General features: G+C 64.8%; 18 protein-coding genes. 9 read left to right on the top strand and 9 right to left on the bottom strand.

What is annotated here, in order from left to right:
* Positions 1 to 208: 208 nt before the first annotated feature.
* The 4 genes from H5T65_05910 to H5T65_05895 form a co-directional block, all read right to left on the bottom strand.
* Entirely contained in the window at positions 209 to 628 is a 420-nt protein-coding gene (locus H5T65_05910; GenBank protein ID MBC7258762.1) for a DsrE/DsrF/DrsH-like family protein, read from the bottom strand.
* Positions 629 to 646: 18 nt separating this feature from the next.
* Complete coding sequence (locus H5T65_05905; GenBank protein ID MBC7258761.1) at positions 647 to 871, bottom strand: sulfurtransferase TusA family protein; 225 nt, start codon at positions 869 to 871, stop codon at positions 647 to 649.
* A 29-nt stretch (positions 872 to 900) separates the two neighbouring features.
* Positions 901 to 1,548 (bottom strand): iron-sulfur cluster assembly scaffold protein, encoded by a 648-nt coding sequence (locus tag H5T65_05900; GenBank protein ID MBC7258760.1) that lies wholly within the window; start codon positions 1,546 to 1,548, stop codon positions 901 to 903.
* Between the two features lie 104 nt (positions 1,549 to 1,652).
* Positions 1,653 to 2,825, bottom strand: a complete 1,173-nt coding sequence (locus tag H5T65_05895; GenBank protein MBC7258759.1) for a cysteine desulfurase — start codon at positions 2,823 to 2,825, stop codon at positions 1,653 to 1,655.
* 573 nt (positions 2,826 to 3,398) lie between these two features.
* Between H5T65_05895 and H5T65_05890 the strand changes: the two genes are divergently transcribed.
* From H5T65_05890 to H5T65_05875, 4 genes are all read left to right on the top strand, one after another.
* Positions 3,399 to 3,854: a transcriptional repressor gene (locus H5T65_05890; GenBank protein MBC7258758.1), complete on the top strand. Its 456-nt coding sequence runs from the start codon at positions 3,399 to 3,401 to the stop codon at positions 3,852 to 3,854.
* A gap of 136 nt (positions 3,855 to 3,990) precedes the next feature.
* Positions 3,991 to 4,923, top strand: coding sequence for an energy-coupling factor ABC transporter permease (locus tag H5T65_05885; GenBank protein ID MBC7258757.1), 933 nt, complete (start codon positions 3,991 to 3,993; stop codon positions 4,921 to 4,923).
* A gap of 18 nt (positions 4,924 to 4,941) precedes the next feature.
* Positions 4,942 to 5,733, top strand: coding sequence for a cobalt ECF transporter T component CbiQ (cbiQ, locus tag H5T65_05880; GenBank protein ID MBC7258756.1), 792 nt, complete (start codon positions 4,942 to 4,944; stop codon positions 5,731 to 5,733).
* Between the two features lie 24 nt (positions 5,734 to 5,757).
* Positions 5,758 to 6,462 (top strand): ABC transporter ATP-binding protein, encoded by a 705-nt coding sequence (locus H5T65_05875; GenBank protein ID MBC7258755.1) that lies wholly within the window; start codon positions 5,758 to 5,760, stop codon positions 6,460 to 6,462.
* A 168-nt stretch (positions 6,463 to 6,630) separates the two neighbouring features.
* Here H5T65_05875 and H5T65_05870 read toward each other — a convergent pair whose 3' ends face one another.
* From H5T65_05870 to H5T65_05855, 4 genes are all read right to left on the bottom strand, one after another.
* The gene (locus tag H5T65_05870) at positions 6,631 to 6,858 is read right to left on the bottom strand and encodes a type II toxin-antitoxin system HicA family toxin (GenBank protein ID MBC7258754.1); all 228 of its coding nucleotides are present in this window, start codon (positions 6,856 to 6,858) and stop codon (positions 6,631 to 6,633) included.
* Positions 6,855 to 7,064 (bottom strand): type II toxin-antitoxin system HicB family antitoxin, encoded by a 210-nt coding sequence (locus H5T65_05865; protein MBC7258753.1) that lies wholly within the window; start codon positions 7,062 to 7,064, stop codon positions 6,855 to 6,857. The genes H5T65_05870 and H5T65_05865 overlap by 4 nt, the downstream gene beginning before the upstream one ends.
* A gap of 315 nt (positions 7,065 to 7,379) precedes the next feature.
* Positions 7,380 to 7,604 (bottom strand): hypothetical protein, encoded by a 225-nt coding sequence (locus tag H5T65_05860; GenBank protein MBC7258752.1) that lies wholly within the window; start codon positions 7,602 to 7,604, stop codon positions 7,380 to 7,382.
* Positions 7,601 to 7,834 carry a hypothetical protein gene (locus H5T65_05855; protein ID MBC7258751.1) on the bottom strand — a complete coding sequence of 78 codons (234 nt, stop codon included), beginning with the start codon at positions 7,832 to 7,834 and terminating at the stop codon, positions 7,601 to 7,603. The genes H5T65_05860 and H5T65_05855 overlap by 4 nt, the downstream gene beginning before the upstream one ends.
* Before the next feature lie 110 nt (positions 7,835 to 7,944).
* On the opposite strand from H5T65_05855, the gene H5T65_05850 reads away from it, so the two are divergent.
* The 4 genes from H5T65_05850 (at position 7,945) to H5T65_05835 (ending at position 17,319) form a co-directional block, all read left to right on the top strand.
* Entirely contained in the window at positions 7,945 to 8,418 is a 474-nt protein-coding gene (locus tag H5T65_05850; GenBank protein MBC7258750.1) for a hypothetical protein, read from the top strand.
* Between the two features lie 5 nt (positions 8,419 to 8,423).
* Positions 8,424 to 9,437 (top strand): AmmeMemoRadiSam system radical SAM enzyme, encoded by a 1,014-nt coding sequence (amrS, locus tag H5T65_05845; GenBank protein MBC7258749.1) that lies wholly within the window; start codon positions 8,424 to 8,426, stop codon positions 9,435 to 9,437.
* 858 nt (positions 9,438 to 10,295) lie between these two features.
* Positions 10,296 to 16,013 carry a PKD domain-containing protein gene (locus H5T65_05840; GenBank protein MBC7258748.1) on the top strand — a complete coding sequence of 1,906 codons (5,718 nt, stop codon included), beginning with the start codon at positions 10,296 to 10,298 and terminating at the stop codon, positions 16,011 to 16,013.
* A 127-nt stretch (positions 16,014 to 16,140) separates the two neighbouring features.
* Complete coding sequence (locus tag H5T65_05835; GenBank protein ID MBC7258747.1) at positions 16,141 to 17,319, top strand: LysM peptidoglycan-binding domain-containing protein; 1,179 nt, start codon at positions 16,141 to 16,143, stop codon at positions 17,317 to 17,319.
* A 7-nt stretch (positions 17,320 to 17,326) separates the two neighbouring features.
* Here H5T65_05835 and H5T65_05830 read toward each other — a convergent pair whose 3' ends face one another.
* Entirely contained in the window at positions 17,327 to 19,162 is a 1,836-nt protein-coding gene (locus H5T65_05830; GenBank protein MBC7258746.1) for an alkaline phosphatase family protein, read from the bottom strand.
* A gap of 405 nt (positions 19,163 to 19,567) precedes the next feature.
* Here H5T65_05830 and H5T65_05825 point away from each other — a divergent pair.
* A partial coding sequence (locus H5T65_05825; GenBank protein MBC7258745.1) for a 3-oxoacyl-ACP reductase occupies positions 19,568 to 19,685 on the top strand: 118 nt, incomplete at its 3' end.

The raw sequence follows: 19,685 nt of genomic DNA, 5'->3' as shown, positions 1-19,685 counted from the left end.
GTGATGAGCGATCGGTGCTCGTCGGTTTTCTGTTTGTCCCGTGCGTATTGTTATTTTAGCACAGGTTGCGCATTTTTGCAAGTTGACATAATGTAAGAGGGGCGCGCGGTGCGGGGCGAGGGGATTGGACCCCTCACCCTAACCCTCTCCCCGCGGTGCGGGGCGAGGGGACGCGAACGCCCCGCGGCCGACGGCTGATCGCTGTCCGCTAGATGAACAGCGTGATCTTGGAGTCCTTCGCCTCCTGGACGTAGGCCCCCACCGCGCCGTACTCGTCAATCCAGTCCTCGCGCAGGTCCTCCTTGCCCACGCCCATGATCTCCATGGTCATCTCGCAGGCAATGACCTTGCCGCCCAGGTCGCGGAACTCCCGCATGAGTTTCTCCAGTTTGGCCACGTTGGCCTTCTGCATGCGGCGGCGGATCATCCACTTGCCCAGGCCGAGCATGTGCATCTTGGACAGCGGGCCTCCCTCCAGCCCGTCCTTCTTCAGGCGTTGGAGTCCCCAGAAGGTAAAATACAGGGACGCTTCCATCCCCATGGAAAGCGCCCCCGTCCCGATAATCAGCGCGCTGTAAATCTTATCGTAATCGCCACTGTGGACGATGATGGTTGCCTTGTCGGCCATGGTTGGCCTCCTTTCGGCCTACTTGCGGATGCGGATTCGCCAGGTCCCGTCATCCGCGTCGGTGATGTCCAGCAGTTGCAGGCCCAGGTTCTTGACCGCCATGGGGATCTCGCGCTTGGAGGCCTGGTGGGTGCCGACGACTTCCACCACATCCCCTTCGGCGGCTTTGCGCAGGGCCTTGCGCGTCTCAATAAGCGGAATCGGGCAGGTCTCGCCCTTTACATCCACAACAATGTGCGCCATACGCACCTCCAATGCGGCCAACGCCGCGACTACTCTTGCTCGTCGTCGTTGAAGATCACGTGCACCTCGGCCACGTCCCACAGGGGCTCCAGGCGCTCGCGGATCTCCTGCTCAATGTTGTTGGCGAACTGGTGATCGCGGGTCAGGTCCACCCAGACGGTAACTACGCCGTTGCCCACATCCACCTTCTTGACCACGTGGGTCTTGACGATGTCCAGGCCGGTGAGGGGGTTCATCACGTGGCGGAGCCGCTTCTCTACGATCTCCACGGTTGTAGGCTCGCGGTCTTCCACCAGGCCGTGCTTCTCCTCGTAGTTGCGGATGGCGGCGCGCAGGGTGTCCACGGCCAGCACCGAACAGTGCACCTTGACCGCAGGAAGCCCGCCCAGTTCCTCGGCAGCGGCCTTCCAGTTGATTTTGCGCGCCTCGTCCAGCGTCTTGCCCTTGGCCAGTTCGGTGATGATGGAGCCGGTGGCGATGTTGGACGCGCACCCGTAGGACTCAAACTTGATGTCCTTGATGGTCTTGGTCTCCTCGTCCACCTTCAGGTACAGGGTTACCATGTCCCCGCAGGCGGGGCTGCCCTCGGTGGCCTTCGCGTCGTAGTCCTCCATGCGGCCCACGTTGCGCGGGTTCTTGAAATGCTCAATGACTTTTTCGCTGTATGGGATTGGCATAAGTTCCTCCTTGCGTTTGGCCTTTAGCCTATAGCCTTTAGCCTTTGGCCGTTAGCCTTTAGCGAAGGGCTAGAGGCTAGGGGCTAGAGGCTAATGGCTGTTGTCTATTTCTCATCTTTCCCCAGTGGGCTGATGCGACGCAAAGTCTCTATGACCTCCGCCGTGGCGTCAATGACGCGGTCCACTTCCTCGGCGGTGTTGTAGCGGCTCAGCGAGTAGCGGATGGAGCCGTGGGCCAGTTCGTGGGTCTTGCCCATGGCCATCAGCACGTAACTCGGCTCCAGCGAGCGGCTGAAGCAGGCCGAACCGGTTACCACCGCGATGCCCATCATATCCAGGTGCAGGAGGGTGGATTCGCCCTCGGCGTAGTGGAACGAGATGTTGACGTTGCCCGGGAGGCGGCGGTGGCGCGGCCCGTTGAGTTCGGCCTTGGGGATGCGCGCCATGATGCCGTCAATCAGGCGGTCGCGCAGGCTGGAGATGTATTCCACCTGGGTGGCGCTGGTCATCTCCACGGCCTTGGCGAAGCCCACGGCGCCCGGCACGTTCTCCACGCCGCCGCGCAAGTTGAACTCCATGAACCCGCCGTGCATCCACTTGGCGATGGGCGTGCCCTCGCGGACGTACAGCGCGCCGATGCCCTTGGGCCCGTGAATCAGGTGCGCCGTGATGGTTACCAGGTCGGCGGGCGTCTCGGCGAGGTTCAGCGGGACCTTGGTGAAGGTCTGCGAGGCGTCGGTGTGGAACGCCACGCCCCGCTCCTTGACGATGGCGGCAATGGCGTCAATGTCCTGGATGGTGCCCACCTCTTCGTTGGCGTGCTGGATGGACACCAGGAACGTGTCGTCGGTGATGCTGGCGCGCAACTGCTCCAGGTTCACGAACCCCTCGCCGTCCACGTCCAGATAGGTAACGCGCACGCCCTCTTTTTCAAGCGCTTGCGCGGTATCCAGCACGGACCGCGACTCAATCTTGGAGATGATGAGGTGGTTCTTCTTGCCACGGAAGGCGCGCGCCATGCCCTTGAGCGCCCAGTTGTTGGACTCGGTCTCGCCCGAGGTGAAGATGACCTCTTCGGGCTTGGCCGCGCCCAGGGCCTGGGCGATGGTAGCGCGGGCGGCATCCAGCGCCTCGCGCACCTCTATGCCGGGCGAGTGGCTGAACTGCGACGATGCCACCGCGTACTTTTCGGTGAAGAAGGGCAACATGGCTTCCACGACGGCCGGGTCCACCCGTGTCGTCGCTGCATTATCCATGTAGATGATTTCGTTCTGCATGCTTCACTTCCCTAGCGAGAATTCGTGGCAGTGGGGCGGCGCGCTTGGACGAGAACGATGACTGCTGCGCCATGCCGAGCGCGCCGCTTCTGCCAACTGTATTCTATCTGATGCGAGCAGTGCCGACTATGACTTTGGTCATATTCGCAGGGCAAATCCTATCATAAAGTCGGATTTCTGTCAAAGGGCAGCCCTTTCGGTGCACCCCTCACCCTAGCCCTCTCCCCGCGCGGCGGGGCGAGGGGACGGGCGGGCGGCTATGGAAAGCCGCCCTACGTGTGCTGTTGCCGCGGGGCGGGGCGAGAAGGGGGTGGCGTGCGCACGGGCGGGGGGCGTGGACGCACCACGTAGGGGCGACCCGCGGGTCGCCCCTACCGGCGGACACGCGGGCCAATCCGTGACCCTCCGCGCCTCCGGCGTCCTCGGCGGTGAAACCCTGGCGCGCGCAGGGGTTACCCCTCACATCCCCCGTTCCCCCTTCTCTCCCCGCGCGGCGGGGCGAGGGGAGAATTTGACAGGGCCTCGTGCGCTGTGTATAATGCTTCCAGATGCAAATGCTTACAGGAGCAAACCATGTCTCACCACATGCAGGTCGCGCACCAGTTGCAGAGTCAGGGGTATCGCCTCACGCCCCAGCGCCTCGCCATCCTGGAGGTCATCAAGGGCGCGGGATGCCACATGACGATCCAGCAGATTCTGGACGAACTGGCCGCCACCTATCCCACGCTTTCGGTGCCCACCGTGTACCGCAACCTGCAGTGGCTCAAGGCTGCGGGGCTGGTGGCCGAGACCGACCTGGGCGGCGACTGCCATGAATACGAGTACATCGCCGAGCATCCGCACCACCACCTGGTTTGCCTGGAGTGCGGCGAGCGGCTGACGCTCCCCGATTCGCTCCTGGAGCCGGTGCGGCAGTATTTGCGCGAGACGTTGGGGTATCTGCCACGCACCGAGCATTTCGCCTTCTTCGGCATCTGCCCTGCCTGCCAGGCGCGCGCCCATGGGGAGGCGCATACGGACGAGGCGTAGACCTGTCGCAAAGCATCGCGCGGTCGCAATATTCCAGCAAGGAGATGAGACGATGTCAGGCAACGCGGTGGTTTCCTCTGTATTGGCCCTCGGGCGCATTGCGGGGGGCCACGGGCCTTCCGGTGGTTCCCAGCCGATGCACATCCCCGACGGCTTCCTCTCGGTTCCCGTGTCCATTCTGTTCTGGGTCGTGTCCATCATTGTGATCGGGTACGCGTTGCGGCGGGTGAGCCGTGAGTTGGACGAGCGGAAGGTTCCGCTGCTGGCGGTCTTGGCGGCGGTGATTTTTGCCGGCCAGATGCTGAATTTCACCGTAACGGGCGGTACTTCGGGGCATCTCCTGGGCGCGACGTTGGCGGCGGCGCTGTTGGGGCCGTGGGCCGCGATGGTCGTCATGACATCGGTGGTGAGCATCCAGGCGCTGCTGTTCCAAGATGGGGGCATCCTGGTGCTGGGCGCGAACCTGTTCAACATGGCGATTGTGGGGGTGCTGGTAGGATACGGCGCGTACCAGTTGCTCCTTCGGGCCTTCGGCAATCGGCGCTGGGCCTTGCCGGTGAGCGGGTTTGTGGCGGCGTGGCTGTCCATCGTCATCGCGGCGCTGATGTGCGCGTTGCAGTTGGCGGCTTCGGGCACGTCGCCGGCGAACGTGTCGGTGCCGGCCATGGGCGGGATTCACGCCCTCATCGGGATCGGCGAGGGGCTGATCACAGCCGGCGCGCTGGTCTTCGTGCTGGCGGCGCGCCCTGACCTGGTGGCGCCGGCGGCAAAGGCCACCGCAGGACAGAAGGCGCTTTGGATCGGCGGCGTGGCGCTGGCCATGGTGCTGGCGGTGCTGTCGCCGCTGGCGTCGGCGTACCCCGATGGGCTGGAGTGGGTGGCCGAGCAGCAGGGCTTTTTGGAGGCGGCCCGCGAGCCGTTGTACAACATCATCCCGGACTACGTCTTCCCGGGCATCGCGAATGAGGCCGTGGCTACCATCGTTGCGGGCGTGTTGGGCGCGCTGGTGGTTGCCGCGGCGGCCTACCTGGTGGCGCAGGGAGTGCGTCATCGGGCCATGCAGCAGTAAGCGCAGTTTGGAGAGCAGATGCCGGATATTCTGGATCCCTATCGTCCTCGGGCGAGCCTGGTGCATGGGGCCGACCCGCGCGTGAAGGTTGTCGTCGCCGTAGCGAGCATCCTCGTTACGGCGGCGCTGCCTTTGGGCGCGTGGCCATCGTATGTCCTGCTGCTGGCGGCGATCCTCGCCCTGGCGGTTGCGGCGCGGTTGGGCGTCGGGTTCACGCTCACGCGGGGCCTGATCGCGGCGCCGTTCGCGCTGGCGGCGCTGCCGCTGGTCTTTTCCACGCCCGGCGCACCGCTGGGCTCCCTGCGCCTGGGGCCGCTGGCGCTGGACGCGAGCGTGCCCGGGCTGGAACGTTTCCTGTCGGTGCTGGTCAAGTCCTACCTGTCGGTGCAGTTCGCCATCCTGCTGACGGCGACGACCCGCTTCACCGAGCTTCTTGCGGCCATGCGGGCGTTGCGGGTTCCGCGGCTGCTGGTGGCGGTGTTTGGGCTGATGTGGCGGTACATGTTCCTGTTCGTGCACGAGGTGAATCGGCTGCGGATTGCGCGGGATGCCCGCAGCGCCGACATCGGGCCGAAAAGCGGCGGCACGCTGGCCTGGCGCGCCCGCGTTACCGGCGGCATGGTGGGCAATCTGTTCGTCCGCGGCTACGAGCGCAGCGAACGGGTGTATCAGGCCATGCTGGCGCGGGGGTACGACGGGGAGGTTCGCACGCTCCCGACGGGACGGCTCTCGGCTTCTCAGTACGGGATTCTGGCGGGCAGCATGGCGATCCTGGCGTTCCTGGCTGTTCTGGGAATCCTGTTCGGGTAGGAGGGTACATTGGAGCGCGCGCCGCTGATTGAGGTGGACAATCTCTCGTTTCGGTATCCAGACGGCCAGCAGGCCCTGAACGGTGTGAGCCTGAAGGTGTATCCGGGGGAGCGGGTGGCTATCGTGGGGCCCAACGGCGCGGGCAAGTCCACGCTCATCCTGCACCTGAACGGCATCCTGGCGAGCGAGGATGGGCGGGTGCGGGTGGCTGGGCTTCCTGTGGCCGGCGAGCATGTGAAGAGAGTCCGCGCCCTGGTGGGCCTGGTGTTCCAGGATCCCGACGACCAGTTGTTCTCGCCGACGGTGTTTGAGGATGTGGCCTACGGTCCGGTGTACATGGGGCTACCCGAGGGCGAGGTGCGGCGACGGGTGAGCCGCGCCCTGGCTGCCGTGGGGATGGAGAGCTACGCGGATAGGGTTCCCCACCGTCTGAGCGCGGGCGAGAAGAAGCGCATCGCGCTGGCCACCGTGCTGGCGATGGAGCCGTCGGTGCTGGTGCTGGATGAGCCGACAGCCGGGCTGGATCCCCGCGGACGGCGCATGCTGATACGGCTGCTGGATAGCATGACCCAGACGATGATCGTGAGCACGCACGACTTGCTCATGGTGCGAGACCTGTTCCCGCGGATGGTGATCCTGGACAGGGGTCGGGTGGTGGCCGACGGCTCGACCGCCGACCTTCTGCGCGACCAGGCGCTGCTTGAGGCCCACGGGCTGGAATTGCCCTAGACGGTGGCCCCGGGCTGTGGCGCGCGATCCCGGTGGGGCTGAATCGTCTTTGCGACTGTGCGCGGTTCGCGGCGGGGCCGGAATGGACGGTGCCGTTTCATTTGCGGGGAACGAGGGTCTGCAAGAACCCTTGCGCGTTGGGGCCGGCATCGCGCCTCAACAAGGGGTTCACAGCAACTTCAAGAAGTCGTCCACGCTCAAGCGCGCTTGTTTCAGGATATGAGCCAGTGTGGATCGTTTGACCGGACGATGTGCCGGCACTATGATTTTCAGCACCTCGTCGCCAAGTCGCTTCTGCAAGCGGATGTGGCTGCCACGTTGCCGCACGACCGTCCAGCCATCCCTCTGCAAAGCGCGAATGATCTGGTGGTACGAAAGGCTGGGTACTTTGGTCAAAGTTCAATCTCCCGCACCACCGCCGTCTCTGGGGCCAAGGCGATCCAATCGTCCTCCACCGGCTCCAGATACAGTTCAATCGCTTCCTGGATATTCTTCAGAGCTTCCTCTAGCGTCTCCCCTTCGCTGATGCAGCCAGGGAGCGAGGGTACGTATGCCGTGTAGCCGCCTTCGTCGCTGGTTTCCAGCACGACCTTGAAACGCATGGCACTGCCTCCTCTCGCACTAAACGCTGCGGAAGGCTTCCACCCATGGCTGCCCGCAGGCGATACGCGCTCCGGCAAACCAATCCCGCCAGCCTTCTCGCCGTTGATTATACGGCACATGCCCATCTGCGTCAACGCTCGTCAGGGCATGGTAGTGTGCACGATTCGGTGGAAATTGGTTAGACCGATGCGCCGTAGTAATGAAACGCATGGAGCGTAGGGCGGGTTTCCATACCGGCCCCTTGCCTGACCGTGGCCCGACAAACCCTCCTCGCGCGCCTTTCGCCCCCCACGCACACCTGCGCCAAGGGATTGTCAGCGCGGCTGGGGCTCGGTCAACGCCGCGTTCGCCGGGCGCGGTTGCGCAGGCGGCTGGGACGTGCTAGAATCTGCGTGGGATTGGGCTTGCAGATCCGCAAGTTCCTCTTCCAGCGTTTCCAGTTCCAGAATCATGGCCGCGGGGACGGAATGTTTGGGCAGGCGCGCCCGCAAATCGTCTAGCCGTTGCTGCAGTTCGCGAATTCGCTGCTCGGTGTTCATCGGCTCCCCTCCAGGAGGGCGGTGAGTTCTCGGATGCGGGCCCGTAGTCGCGCTTCGTCGCGTGCGAACGAGGAGGTCAAACGGTTGAGTTCTCTGGCGCCGATGTGGACTCCGGTCTGGCCCATGGTCATGAGGCGCTCTTCCTCCAGGTCCTCTAGCGCGCGTTGCGCCTTCTCCAATTCTTCGCGCAATGCTTCCGGCGACAGAGCGCCAGGATCGTTGGTGTCCATCTGATACCTCCCATCGGTCGGATCGCAATGGGTTCTCGCGGAGATACCCCTATGGGGTATAATACGCAGGTCTGGTGCTTTTGTCAAGAATGCAAGAGCGGGAGGTGGCTATGAGGGCGCGGGGGCAGGACAGGCGTGGGAACCTGGTGGGCTTCGTGCTGTACGCTCTGGCGACGCAGGGCAAGCCGCCGTTGACGCAAGCCGAGTTGGCGCGGGCCATCGTGGCCGCGTTTGAATCGCCCGACGGGCGGAGCCTGGCCGACGGGCTGGATCTTCCCAGCCCTGAACTGCTGGGCGGCATGGGCGAGATCATCGGCGCTTTCGGCGACTGGCTGCGGGCGCAGGGGATTGTGGAGGGGTGCGGGTTCTCTCGGTCGGGCGACGCGCTGACCTGCGAGTTTCGGGCGTGCCTGTGCCTGGGGGTGGTGGATCGGCTACGGGCGGCCCAGCCCGACGCGGTCCCGCCCTGCGTGGTGGTGGGACTGCTGGCGGCGTTCTTTCACGCGCGGGGCATCCGCGCGGAAATGGTGTCCTTCCGCAGGACTGACGAGGGCTGCGAGTGGCAATTCGCGCTTAGGAGGTGAGTCCGATGAAAGAGGCCTGGCTTTATGAGAGGCTAGAAGGCGGGCGCGTTCGGTGCCACCTGTGCGCGCACCGCTGTTCCATTCGCGAGGGCGAGGTGGGCATCTGCGGCGTGCGGCAAAATCAGCAAGGGGCGCTGTACTCGCTCGTGTATGCCCGCCCCATTTCGCAGGCCGTGGATCCCATAGAGAAGAAGCCGTTGTTTCATTTCTACCCTGGCACCACCTCGTACTCCGTGGCGACGGTGGGGTGTAACTTCCGGTGTCGCTTCTGCCAGAACGCGGACATCTCGCAGATGCCTCGCGACCAGGGCCGCATCGTGGGGCGACATGTCCCGCCCGAGGATATCGTGGAGGACGCGCTGGCCACGGGCTGCCGGAGTATCTCCTACACGTACACCGAGCCGACGATCTTCTTTGAGTACTCCCGGGACATCGCCGTGCTGGCGCACCAGGAGGGACTGGCGAACAACTACGTAACCAACGGCTACATGACGGCGGAGATGCTGGAGGCGTTCTACCCGTACCTGGACGCCGCGAACGTGGACCTGAAGGCGTTCCGCGACGAGTTCTACCGCCAGCAGTGCAGCGCACGGTTGCAGCCGGTGCTGGATTCGCTGCGCCTGATGAAGCAGCAGGGGATATGGGTGGAGATCACCACGCTGGTGATTCCGGGCCTCAACGACGACCCCGGGGAATTGCGCGAACTGGCGTCGTTCATTGCGCAGGAGTTGGGCGTGGAGACGCCGTGGCATTTGAGCCGCTTCCACCCGATGTACAAGATGCTGGACCGGGGCAGCACGCCGGTGCAGACGCTGGAGCGGGCGTGGGCCATCGGCAAGGAGGTGGGCCTGAGGTACGTGTACATCGGCAACGTGCTGGGCGCGCGGGAGGAGAATACGTACTGCTGGAACTGCGGCCGACTGGTGATCGGGCGATTCGGGTTCTCGGTGCGGGAGCGGCACGTGCGGGATGGGCAGTGTGAGTATTGCGGCGCGGCGATAGATGGTGTGGGGCTGTGAGGCGCGCACCCGAACGCAAGTTCGTGCGTTATGCCCATAGGAGGCCATCTGCGCGGCGGGGTTGGGGATAGCCCCGCCGCTGCGTAGAAATCCCCAGGGGCGGTGTGGCCATTATGCCCTCACCCTGTCCCTCTCCCAGGGGGAGAGGGAACGGCGGATGTGTTCGCCCGACGCTAAAGCATCGGGCTGAGGGGGCAAAGCCCTGCGGGCTGGGGGTAGCCCCGGAGGGGCTTTGCGCGGGTAGCGCGGGGGTTCACCCCCGTGCGGGCATGCCGACCTCACCCCCTCATTCCCCCTCTCCGCTGGCGGAGAGGGGGAAGCCGAAGGCAGGGGGTGAGGTGTGCCTGCGCATGTGTTCGCCCGACGCTAAAGCATCGGGCTGAGGGGGCAAAGCCCTGCGGGCTGGGGGGTAGCCCCGGAGGGGCTTTGCGCGGGTAGCGCGGGAGTTCACCCCCGCGGACGGGAGCGGCGCCCTCACCCTGACCCTCTCCCAGGGGGAGAGGGGGAGCAAGGGGGCGGGAGTGGCACGGAACTTGCAGACCGAAGGGTGGCAGAACCCCCTTTCCGCGCCGTTGGGCATCGCGGGGGTGGGCCGGTTTCCGGTTGCGTGGGTAGAGCCATACGAATCACAAGTCAATTGTCGCAGGGGGCTTGAAACGCGACATAAAATGTGGTATAATATGTCAAGAGTAGAGGGGACTCCTCCTTTGGCACGTGTTGTGCACACGTCCTGACGATGGCGTGCAGGGTCGTTTTGTACCTTGTTGCTTGTCGCCTGGTGAATGTTTCCGTCGGGTCTAGCGTGTAACCGTCAAAGGTGTTCTCACACCGCCAGTAAATCAATAGGGAGGCAGCAAAATGCAAGCGAGATTCATCGTCCAAAGGATCGCCAACATTGTGGCTGTGCTTGTGATCCTGTCCATGCTGTTGGCGGTCGTCCCCTCAGGCGTGGCGCCGGCTACCGCAGCGCCGCCGCAAGCGCCTCCATCTGGCCCCACGGCGCAGAACGGTGTGGCCCACACCCTGCGCATCTACGGGACCGGGTGGAGCCGCGTGAACCTGCCCATAGAAGGCGACCCCCGGGCAGGCAACCCACTGGCGGATGATCCCGTTCTGGACACCAATCCAGAGGATCCGCCGTACACGGACCCCGTTTCCGTGTTTGACCCCGAAGGCGTGCAAGCCCCTAGTCGCGACCTGGTTACCTTCAACCCCGCATGGATGTACGAAGGCGCCACCCGCGACGAAAACTGGGCCAAGGGGCTGTACCAGAAGATCCTGACCCCCATCAATGCCTCGGAGAAGGTGTGGTTCCGGATGTGGTACGAGCCGGAGCACTGGGACAAAGACCTGAACGGCAACGGCGTCCTGGACATCTCCGAACCGCGGTGGGAGTTTGAGCCCACCATGCCGGTTACCGATATCTGGTATCCGGCCCTGATGCAGGAGTTCACCTACCTGCTGATGGAGGGCAAGCAACTGACCGCCGAGCCTCCGCCACTCCCGACCTGGGGCAACGTGGGTACGTCCTTCGTGTTCCCCGTGGGCATGAAGTACGAGGATCTGTTCACGGCCAGCGGCGCTGTGGACATGACCTCGGCCAACGCGCAGTTCGGGTATGGGCTCACCAGCCTTGACGGCGACTTTGATGGCGTGCCCGACATCGTCCACGTGGAGAGCGAGCGCTCGCTGTACGCGCTGACCAGCATCGCGGCGGATTTTGACGGCGATGGCCTCATCAGCCGTCTGGACCGCGACGCCACCGAGTTGAACGGCAACGAACTGGCCGTGCTACGGCTGGGCGCGATGCCGGTGGAGCGGGGCAAGGGCGTTCAGTTCCTGGACCACCTGGCCATGGTGGAGCAGGTGTCGGACAATGGGGTGCAGTTGGGCATCTACTACACCGGCGACCTGACGCCGCGGCCCTTCCCGTCGGTAACGTTGCAGATCGGCGACATGGTGCTGGCCGGCTCGCAAGGGCCTGCGCAGTTGATCCGCGCCGTCCGTAACGGCGGCCCCGGCACAAACATGACCCGCTTCCCGACCGGGCCGTGGTTTGTGTATCTCCAGGGCGTGGACCGCGACGAAAACCAGGCGATTCTCATCGTGGGGCGCGCCGTGGGCGCTACGCACAGCGCCATGGAAGACGGGATGTACCGCGAAGACCGCCGCCCGGGCGACCCGTGGTTCCTGAAGCGTTTCTACGTGGATGGCCACGAGTACAACGTGGTGGCGATCATGACCCGGAACGGTGGCGTTACGCCCGGTGAGCCGTTCGGGCCGGTCCCGGACCTGGACGTGGACAACGATGGTTTCATTGACCCAGCCTACGACCCCTACAACTTCGTGCCCGACGTAACGCAGTTCCAGTTCATCACCATCCGCACGCCCATCCCGAAGGTGCCGGTTCGCATCTCGCAGCACTCGGTGGAACTCCAGCCCTATCTGGTTGGCGATAACCTGCCTGTCCTGCCGCCGTACAACTACGAGCACTACTATATCCAGGACATCAACGCCATCCAGAAGTTCAGCGAATACGACATCTGGGATCCGGTGCAGCAGCGGTGGGAAATCAGCGTGCAGTCTGTCGGGCGGCTGGTAGGGCCGGTTCCGCCGATTCTCCAGAAGAACAAGACCCTGCCCTACGTGGGCTACGGCCCCAATAGCCCGTACACCGACGCGCGCGAGACCAGCCTCTACTACGTGGAAGAAGACAAGAACCCGCAGTTCCTGGGCATGCTGCGCGAACTGTACTCGGAGCGAGTAGAGGACGGCGGCCAGTTCTGGAGCACGCGACAGTTCATGACTGTGCCGTGGTGGTACACGGAACTGGTGTTCCCCGATGTCCGCGAGGCCATCACGGGGCAGGGCAATCCCGACCTGTACCTGCTGAAGAGCGTGTTCTTCAACTACCAGTCCGAGCGCCGCTACTGGCTGCGCACCGCGCCCGACTGGGCCGACTTGTTGGGCACGGCCGAGCCGCCGGTACCCATCATGTTCTGGTTTGACCCGGCGGTGGGCGGCAAGAAGTACAAGAACACCGAGGGCCTGCGCATCTACGGCGACTGGATTTACGGCGAGCCTGTGCTCGGCCAGATTCAGGACTGGACGTGGCCCGACGGCATCCTGGGCAACAAGGGCGCGGGCGATGTAACGGCCTACATGGACCGGCTGGCCAACTACCCGGTGGAAGTGCTGCCGTACACGGACCCGCTGGCGCCGTTTGACCCGGACCACGCGCAGGCGCCGCGCAAGGACTTCGTAACCCTCAACCCGGCCTACATGAACGAGTACCAGAACGGTGGCGAGCCGCTGGTGGACCTGTACCGGCAGATCTCTATCCGCGAAGGGAATGCAGGTGAGAAGGTGTTCGCCCGCATGTGGTATGAGCCTTCCTACGTGGACAAGATCGTGCGGGCCACCATCGCGGGAACCGGTGCGCCTGTGATCACCCCGACCGAGGTGATGACGTTCCCGGCGGTCATGCAGGAATTCACCTACATGTACCTGGACATGAACGACCAGCCCAGCGCTGGGCAGCCGGGCAAGAGCGTCTTCGCCTTCCCCATCGCGACGGGCGAGGACGAACTCCCTGCGCCTGTGGGCGGCTCCATCCCGAGCGGGCAACTGCCCTCGGCGGGCTACGGCCTGACTACCTTTGACGCCGACTTTGACGGGCTGGAGGACGCGGTTACGATCCACTCGGAGTACACGCTGCAACAGGTTACCAGCATCGGTGCGGACTTCAACGGCAACGGCGCGATTGACTACCTGGATACCGATGGTACTGCGCTGACCGGCGATGAGTTGGTCATCTTCGCCAGGGCGGTCCATCTGCAGCGCGGCCAGAGCGCCCAGTTGCTGGATCACATGGTGAGCCTGGCGAACATCGCCGTGCCCGCGACCTCGGCGGACCTGACGCTGTGGTACACGGGCGGCGGGATGCAGGCCAACAACAGCAAGCACCCTGACCTGGTGCCTGGCTCGCCTGTAACGCTGCGGCCCGGCGACATGGCCATCGTGGACCGCAACGGCTATCGGCGCATCCTGGCCGGCGGCACGAACCTGGGTAGCCTCAACGGCGCGTGGTTCGTGTACGTGGACCAGATCAACTCGGCCACCGAGACCGTCAACCTCATCATCGGTCGCGCGCTGGGCGCGAGTCGCTCGGCCATTGACGATGGCGCGGGTGGGCACGACCTGGTGGCGGGCGACCCGTGGTACCTCAAGCGGTTCTTCGTGGACGGGCACGAGTACAACGTGGTGGCTCTGATGACCGTGCCCAACCCCTACCAGTATCCGAACGAGGATCGGTTTGAGTTCAAGTACATCACCATCCGCACGCCTGTTCCGAAGCCCGAGGACTTCACGAACTACGAGGACAGCCAAATCCTGCAGGGCTACGGAATCGGCAACGTGATTTCGGTGATGCCGCCGTTCAACTACCTGCACACCGTGCGGGAAGATATCCTCAGCATGCCGGAGACCTGGAACAACCCGAACCCGCAGATCATCCCGCCCAACCGCACGGAGTTGACGCTGGGCAACCCCGCGTACATGCTGTGGGCAGATCCGAACTGCATCGGCAACGTGCTCACGCAGCGGCCGCCTCTGCGCATCTCCATCGTGGACGAGGCCCGCGAGCCGCAGTTCTACGGCGAACTGAAGGAAATCTACCTGTTTGACGGCGTGCAGATTCCGCAACTCTGGATGCTCACCGAGTATCGGACTTCGCCCGACAAGTACACCGAACTTCTGTTCCCCGCCGGCGAGAAGTACCTGATGACCACCGACTGGTGGTGGTACAACCTGCGTGAGAACTTTGCGTGCACGCAGTACCTGCCGACTCCGCTGGCGGCGCAGATGCCGGAGTACAGGGTGATGTTCTGGTACGATCCGACGGACCCGAAGGACATCTACATCAACACGACCACCGCGTGCGAGCCGCCGCAGGCCGACTTCAGCGCCACGCCCACGCAAGGGCAGGCTCCGCTGACCGTGAACTTCACGGACCTGTCGGTGGGCAACATCACATCCTGGTCGTGGGACTTCGGCGACGGTGGAACGTCTAGTGAGCAGAACCCGTCGCACGTGTACAACACCCCGGGCGTCTACACCGTAACGCTGACGGTCTCCGGGCCGTGCGGCGTGGACGCCGAGACCAAGATCGATTACATCCTGGTAACGACCTGCGCGCTGATCCACCTGTCGCCGACAACGCAGACGGTGGGCGTGGGCCAGACGGTGGGTGTGGACATCCGGGTGGAGAACGTCTCCAACCTGTACGGGGTGGACCTGCAACTGTCGTTTGACTACACCCGCGTGCAGGTGGTGGACGACGACCCGGCGACGCCCGGCATCCAGATCACGCCTGGGCCGTTCCTGCCCGCCGGCAGCGGGTACACGCAGAACAACTCGGCCGACAATGGGACCGGCGTGATACGCTACACCTTCACGCTCCAGAACCCGGCGCCTCCGGTGAGCGGCAGCGGCGTGGTAGCGACGATCCACTTCATGGGTCTCGCCACCGGCACCGCGAACGTGGCGTTCACCCTGGGCATGCTCGTGGACCGCTACGGCGAGCAGATGTGCAGCACGACGCAGGGCGGGTCGCTGGAAGTGGTGATCACGACCGGCTCCATCAGCGGCCAGGTGTCGCTGCAGTCGCGGACGGATCATAGCGGCACGTCCGTGGCGGCGGGCGCACTGCCTCCGGTTAGCACCGGCAGCGGCGGCACCTTCACCATCGCCGGCGTGCCTGCTGGGACCTACACCGTAACTGCGAGCAAGCCGGGCTACCTGTCGGCCCGCAAGACCGGCGTCGTCGTGCCGGCCTCTGGGTCGGTGGACATTGGCAGCACGATGCTGCTGGGCGGCGACGCCAACAACGATGGCACCATCAACATCGTGGACCTGGTCATCGTGGGTGCGATGTACGGCTCCACGCCGCCGGCGGACTCTCGTGCCGACATCAACGGCGATGGCACCTGCAACCTGATTGACCTGGTGCTGGTGGGCGCGAACTACAACCGCACCGGCCCGACCGACTGGGGCACGGTGGCGGCTGTCTCGGCGGCTGCACGCGGCCAGGCCAAACTGGGCTTCTCGCCTTCGTTCCGCATCGTGCCCGCAGGTTCCGAGACGACGGTTGAGGTCGTCGCGAGCAGCGTGGCCGACCTGTACGCGGGCGAGTTGGAGATTCGCTACGACCCGGCGGCGCTGAGCGTGCTGGACGCGGATGTGAACAAGGATGGCGTGCAGATCGGCGTGGGCGAGGTGTTCGCGGGGAGCGGCGCGTTTGTGGCGCTGAACTCCGTGGACACGTCCGCCGGCGTGATCCGCTTCGCCGCCACCTTGCTGGATCCGACTCCGGCGCTCCAGGGCAATGCCGTGCTGGCGCGAATCACGTTCAAGGGCGTGAAGTCCGGGCCGACCATGCTCCGCTTCGGCAACGTGCAGTTGCTGACGGCGCAGGCCGTGGCGCTGGACGTGAAGGCTCAGGACGGGTCCCTGTGGCTGGGGCCGATCCGCGGTATCGGCGCTGACCCCGACATCAAGTTGCTGCGGATTCAGTAACCTTGTGCGAAAGGGTGGGCCTGGGGCGCAGGACCAAGCCCCAAGGCCCACCCCGGAGGCCGGGCCTATCCCCCGTCCTCACCAAGATTGTCAAAAGGACACTAGTTGGTATAAGGAGGAATGACACATGAACGGAAGAGAGAAAGTGCCACTGGCCCGGCGCATCGTTTCTCTCGTCGTGGCAGCGGTTACCATCCTGGTGGGGTTGGGGACACCGTTCGCGGGGAGCGACGTCGCACGGGCGGATGGCGCAACGGTGGCGCTGATCCCAAGCGCCTCAAGCGTACCCGTCGGTGGCACCGTTACCCTGGACGTGCAAATTCAGAACGTAACGGGGCTGTTCGGCGTGGAGGTCAGGCTCAGTTTTGACCCCACGCGGCTCCAGGTGCAGGACGCGCTGGCCTACCAGACGGGCGTGCAGATCCAGCCGGGGACCTTCCCGAACCCCGCCGACGGGTTCGTGGCGGTGAACTCGGCGGATAACGCCTCGGGCACCATCATCTACGCGATGACGCTGCTGGCGCCGGCCTCGCCCGTTTCGGGGACCGGTACCCTGGCGCGCATCGTGTTCCAGGGGGTGAGCGGCGGGTCGGCGAGCGTGATCTTCACGTCGGTGTCGCTGCTGGACAACCTGACGCAGCCGATTCCGGCGTCCACGCAGAACGCCACCATCACGGTTACGGGTGGCCCGACGAACACGCCCGCGCCGACGGCCACGCCGACGCGGACGCCCGGTCCGACGGCCACGCCTGGCCCAACGGCTACGCCGGGACCCACCGCGACCCCTGGCCCGACGGCGACGCCAGTGCCCCCCGGCCCGTGCGCGTTCTACTACACCGTGCGCTGGGGCGACACGCTGTACTCCATCGCGCGGCGCTTCGGCACGACGGTGCAGGCCATCGCCGCCGCCAACGGCATCGCGAACCCGAGCCTCATCCGCGTGGGGCAGGTACTGTGCATCCCGGGCGTAACGCCGCCGCCACCGCCGCCGCAGGACTGCTGGTACGTGGTGCAGCGCGGCGACACGCTGTACTCCATCGCGCGGCGCTACGGCACGACCATCTGGTACCTGGCGAGCATCAACGGCATCTCCACCTGCTGCTTCAACATCTATGCAGGGCAGCGGTTGCGGGTGCCGTGCACGGTAACCCCGCCGCCACCCGGACAGTGCTACGTGGTGCAGCGCGGCGACACGCTGTACTCGCTGGCCATCCGCTGGGGCACGACGGTGTACGCCATCATGGTGCGGAACAACCTGACGAACCCGAACTGCATCTACGTGGGGCAGGTGCTGTGCCGTCCGTAACGCGCACCTAAGCGACATCTCCTTTCGCAGATGGGAGACCGCTCACCGCCGAGCGGTCTCCTGTTGTTTGGAGAGGGAGCGGCTCCTTCTGATTCAAGTACAGGTCGGCGAAGAAGGGGTAGAGTTGGCGGGCATTGGTGATGGTTTCGGTGGGGATGCGGTATTGGGCGGGGTACAGGATGAAGGGATAGTCCTGCGGACCGCCGACGCCCCCGTGGGTGCTGACCTGGTCTTCAAACGAGACGAGGACGCCGGGCCTGTGCCAGCCGCCGAACAGGATGAGGTCGCCGCTGTGGGGGAACGCGGCCAGTTCGCGGAGTTGCTCTGCCGCGATGTCGGGTTCGTCGGCGAGGGCCAGCGGATTCTCTCCCTCTACCTCGGCGCCGCGCGGGGTGAGCAGCGTCTGTCCGCGTTTGCCCAGCGCCACGGCGCAGTCGGCCTCCGACGCGAGAATGATGCCGATGCCCGGGTGCTCCAGGAGGGCCGATAAGAGGTCAGGGTAGAGGAGGGCGATCTCGCCCAGCCGTAACTTGCGGGGCGCGACGTTGAAGTACACGTGCGCCGCAGGCCCGGAGTTGCGCACGACAATGTCGCTGATGCGCTGCAAATTCCAATCGGAGGGGTCCACGCTGGCGGGAATCCGCCTGTGCAAGAAGTGGCGAAGGCGGCGCAGGAGGGCGCTTTGCCTCCTGCCGAGTCTCGCTTCCACGCCCTTGAGTTCGTCCAGCAGGAAGCGCATGCGGAGCGCGGCTAGGTCGTCGCCCGACGCCGCCTCATCCAGGAGCACGGGCTGTTGGACATGCTCGCGGATCCACTGGCCAATGGTTTGGCCGTACAGATGCTGGAACGGGACGGAAGGGGTCATGCCATGATCCGACAGGACGTAGAGGTCGTACTGGCGGCGCGTGTAGCGCCTGCGCATCCGGTCAATGCGTTGGATTTGTCGGTCAATGGCGCGCAGGGTGCGAAACGCCTGGGTGCTGTCGGCCCCGTAATGGTGGGCTACGTCGTCGTAGGAGTTGTAGTTGGTGGCGATAGACGGCACGCCGCGATAGACATCCAGCAAGGCGGCGAAGGTCTGAATCTCGCGGAAGATGACGTCGTTGGCGACCTTCAGGAAGGGCGACGGGTGCGCGTAGGAACGGCGCAGGCTTGGATAGAAGAGGGCGCGCACCTGTCGCGCGAAATGGAGTAGGTATTCCCACGCCGCACGGCCCAGGATGATGGCGATGCGCCAGGGGCTGAGGGCGAGGAGCACGAGGAACCCGACGCCGCGCATGTTCTCAAAGAATCGGTGGCGGCCGATGGAGCCGAGGGTGAGCAGAGACAGGGTAGCGCCGCCGTCAAACATATTGACATAACTAGAGCCACCTTGCAGGATTCCCGGGCGCGAGGCGGCGATTCTCTGTTGCAACTCGGCCATGAACCCGGGCGACTTGCAGCCGACAGAAGCATGGCGCTCTTTTTCGTACCAGCGGAAGGCGGGGATGTCGTAGTTGTCGCCGTAGAGGATGCCCGCCTGGACGGCGGGGGTGGTGGTGGGTTGACCGCAGCGCCAGCGGGCCAGTCTGGCGGCGCCGCTCTGCACGAGGCTGGACAGGAAGGGCGCGTAGCCCCGCTCCATGGCTTGCAGGAGGTGCGCGTGGGACAGGGCGTCAATCTGGATGAGGATAAAGCCGCGCTTGCCCCCGTCGTCGGCGGGCGCAGCGTGGCCCACCGTCCGCTCCCACGTGCGATACTTGCGCGTGTGGTAGGCACGCGAGATGCGGTCGGCCAGGTCCAGAATCTTGCGCAAGTGCCAGGCGATGCCGCTGCCGGAAGTCGGCTCTTGTTGGGCGGACACGGCTGCCTCCCGTGCATGACCGCGAATCTTGCCGATGGCCGAATGTGGAGGGATTATAGGCGACGACGGGCGTGCGCGCAAGCGGGCGTCGTGCCGTGCGGGGTAGGGGCAGGTATGGAAACCTGCCCTACGCACTGCCGGTAGACACGTAGGGCGGCTTTCTGTAGCCGCCGGGGGCAGGGGCAGGTATGGAAACCTGCCCTACGCACTGCCAGTAGACACGTAGGGCGGCTTTCCACAGCCGCCGGGGGCAGGGGCAGGATGGGAACCTGCCTACGCGCACTGCGATCGGTCAAGCGCCTTGACACGCGGCGCGAACCGTGGTATAATGCCTCTCGGATAATCGATTATCGATTATTGGAAACCCCATGGCGCGCTGCGCAGAATACGAACCAGGAGATGAACATGTCCTCACTTGACGACTATCGCAAACTGTACGATTTGAGCGGGAAGGTGGCGCTGGTGGCAGGGGGCGCGGGCGGGATCGGCGCGGCCATCTGCGAGGCGCTGGCGGCCTTCGGGG

It is taken from the genome of Chloroflexota bacterium (assembly GCA_014360805.1).
Taxonomy (GTDB): Bacteria; Chloroflexota; Anaerolineae; order DTLA01; family DTLA01; genus DTLA01.
This window is presented reverse-complemented; position numbering and strand designations above follow the sequence as displayed.

What these genes read in the sequence shown, in the direction of transcription:
- H5T65_05910 (MBC7258762.1), bottom strand. Translation starts at nt 628, where the DNA reads ATGGCCGACAAGGCAACCATCATCGTCCACAGTGGCGATTACGATAAG.
- H5T65_05905 (MBC7258761.1), bottom strand. Translation starts at nt 871, where the DNA reads ATGGCGCACATTGTTGTGGATGTAAAGGGCGAGACCTGCCCGATTCCG.
- H5T65_05900 (MBC7258760.1), bottom strand. Translation starts at nt 1,548, where the DNA reads ATGCCAATCCCATACAGCGAAAAAGTCATTGAGCATTTCAAGAACCCG.
- H5T65_05895 (MBC7258759.1), bottom strand. Translation starts at nt 2,825, where the DNA reads ATGCAGAACGAAATCATCTACATGGATAATGCAGCGACGACACGGGTG.
- H5T65_05890 (MBC7258758.1), top strand. Translation starts at nt 3,399, where the DNA reads ATGTCTCACCACATGCAGGTCGCGCACCAGTTGCAGAGTCAGGGGTAT.
- H5T65_05885 (MBC7258757.1), top strand. Translation starts at nt 3,991, where the DNA reads ATGCACATCCCCGACGGCTTCCTCTCGGTTCCCGTGTCCATTCTGTTC.
- cbiQ (MBC7258756.1), top strand. Translation starts at nt 4,942, where the DNA reads ATGCCGGATATTCTGGATCCCTATCGTCCTCGGGCGAGCCTGGTGCAT.
- H5T65_05865 (MBC7258753.1), bottom strand. Translation starts at nt 7,064, where the DNA reads ATGCGTTTCAAGGTCGTGCTGGAAACCAGCGACGAAGGCGGCTACACG.
- H5T65_05860 (MBC7258752.1), bottom strand. Translation starts at nt 7,604, where the DNA reads ATGAACACCGAGCAGCGAATTCGCGAACTGCAGCAACGGCTAGACGAT.
- H5T65_05855 (MBC7258751.1), bottom strand. Translation starts at nt 7,834, where the DNA reads ATGGACACCAACGATCCTGGCGCTCTGTCGCCGGAAGCATTGCGCGAA.
- H5T65_05850 (MBC7258750.1), top strand. Translation starts at nt 7,945, where the DNA reads ATGAGGGCGCGGGGGCAGGACAGGCGTGGGAACCTGGTGGGCTTCGTG.
- amrS (MBC7258749.1), top strand. Translation starts at nt 8,424, where the DNA reads ATGAAAGAGGCCTGGCTTTATGAGAGGCTAGAAGGCGGGCGCGTTCGG.
- H5T65_05840 (MBC7258748.1), top strand. Translation starts at nt 10,296, where the DNA reads ATGCAAGCGAGATTCATCGTCCAAAGGATCGCCAACATTGTGGCTGTG.
- H5T65_05835 (MBC7258747.1), top strand. Translation starts at nt 16,141, where the DNA reads ATGAACGGAAGAGAGAAAGTGCCACTGGCCCGGCGCATCGTTTCTCTC.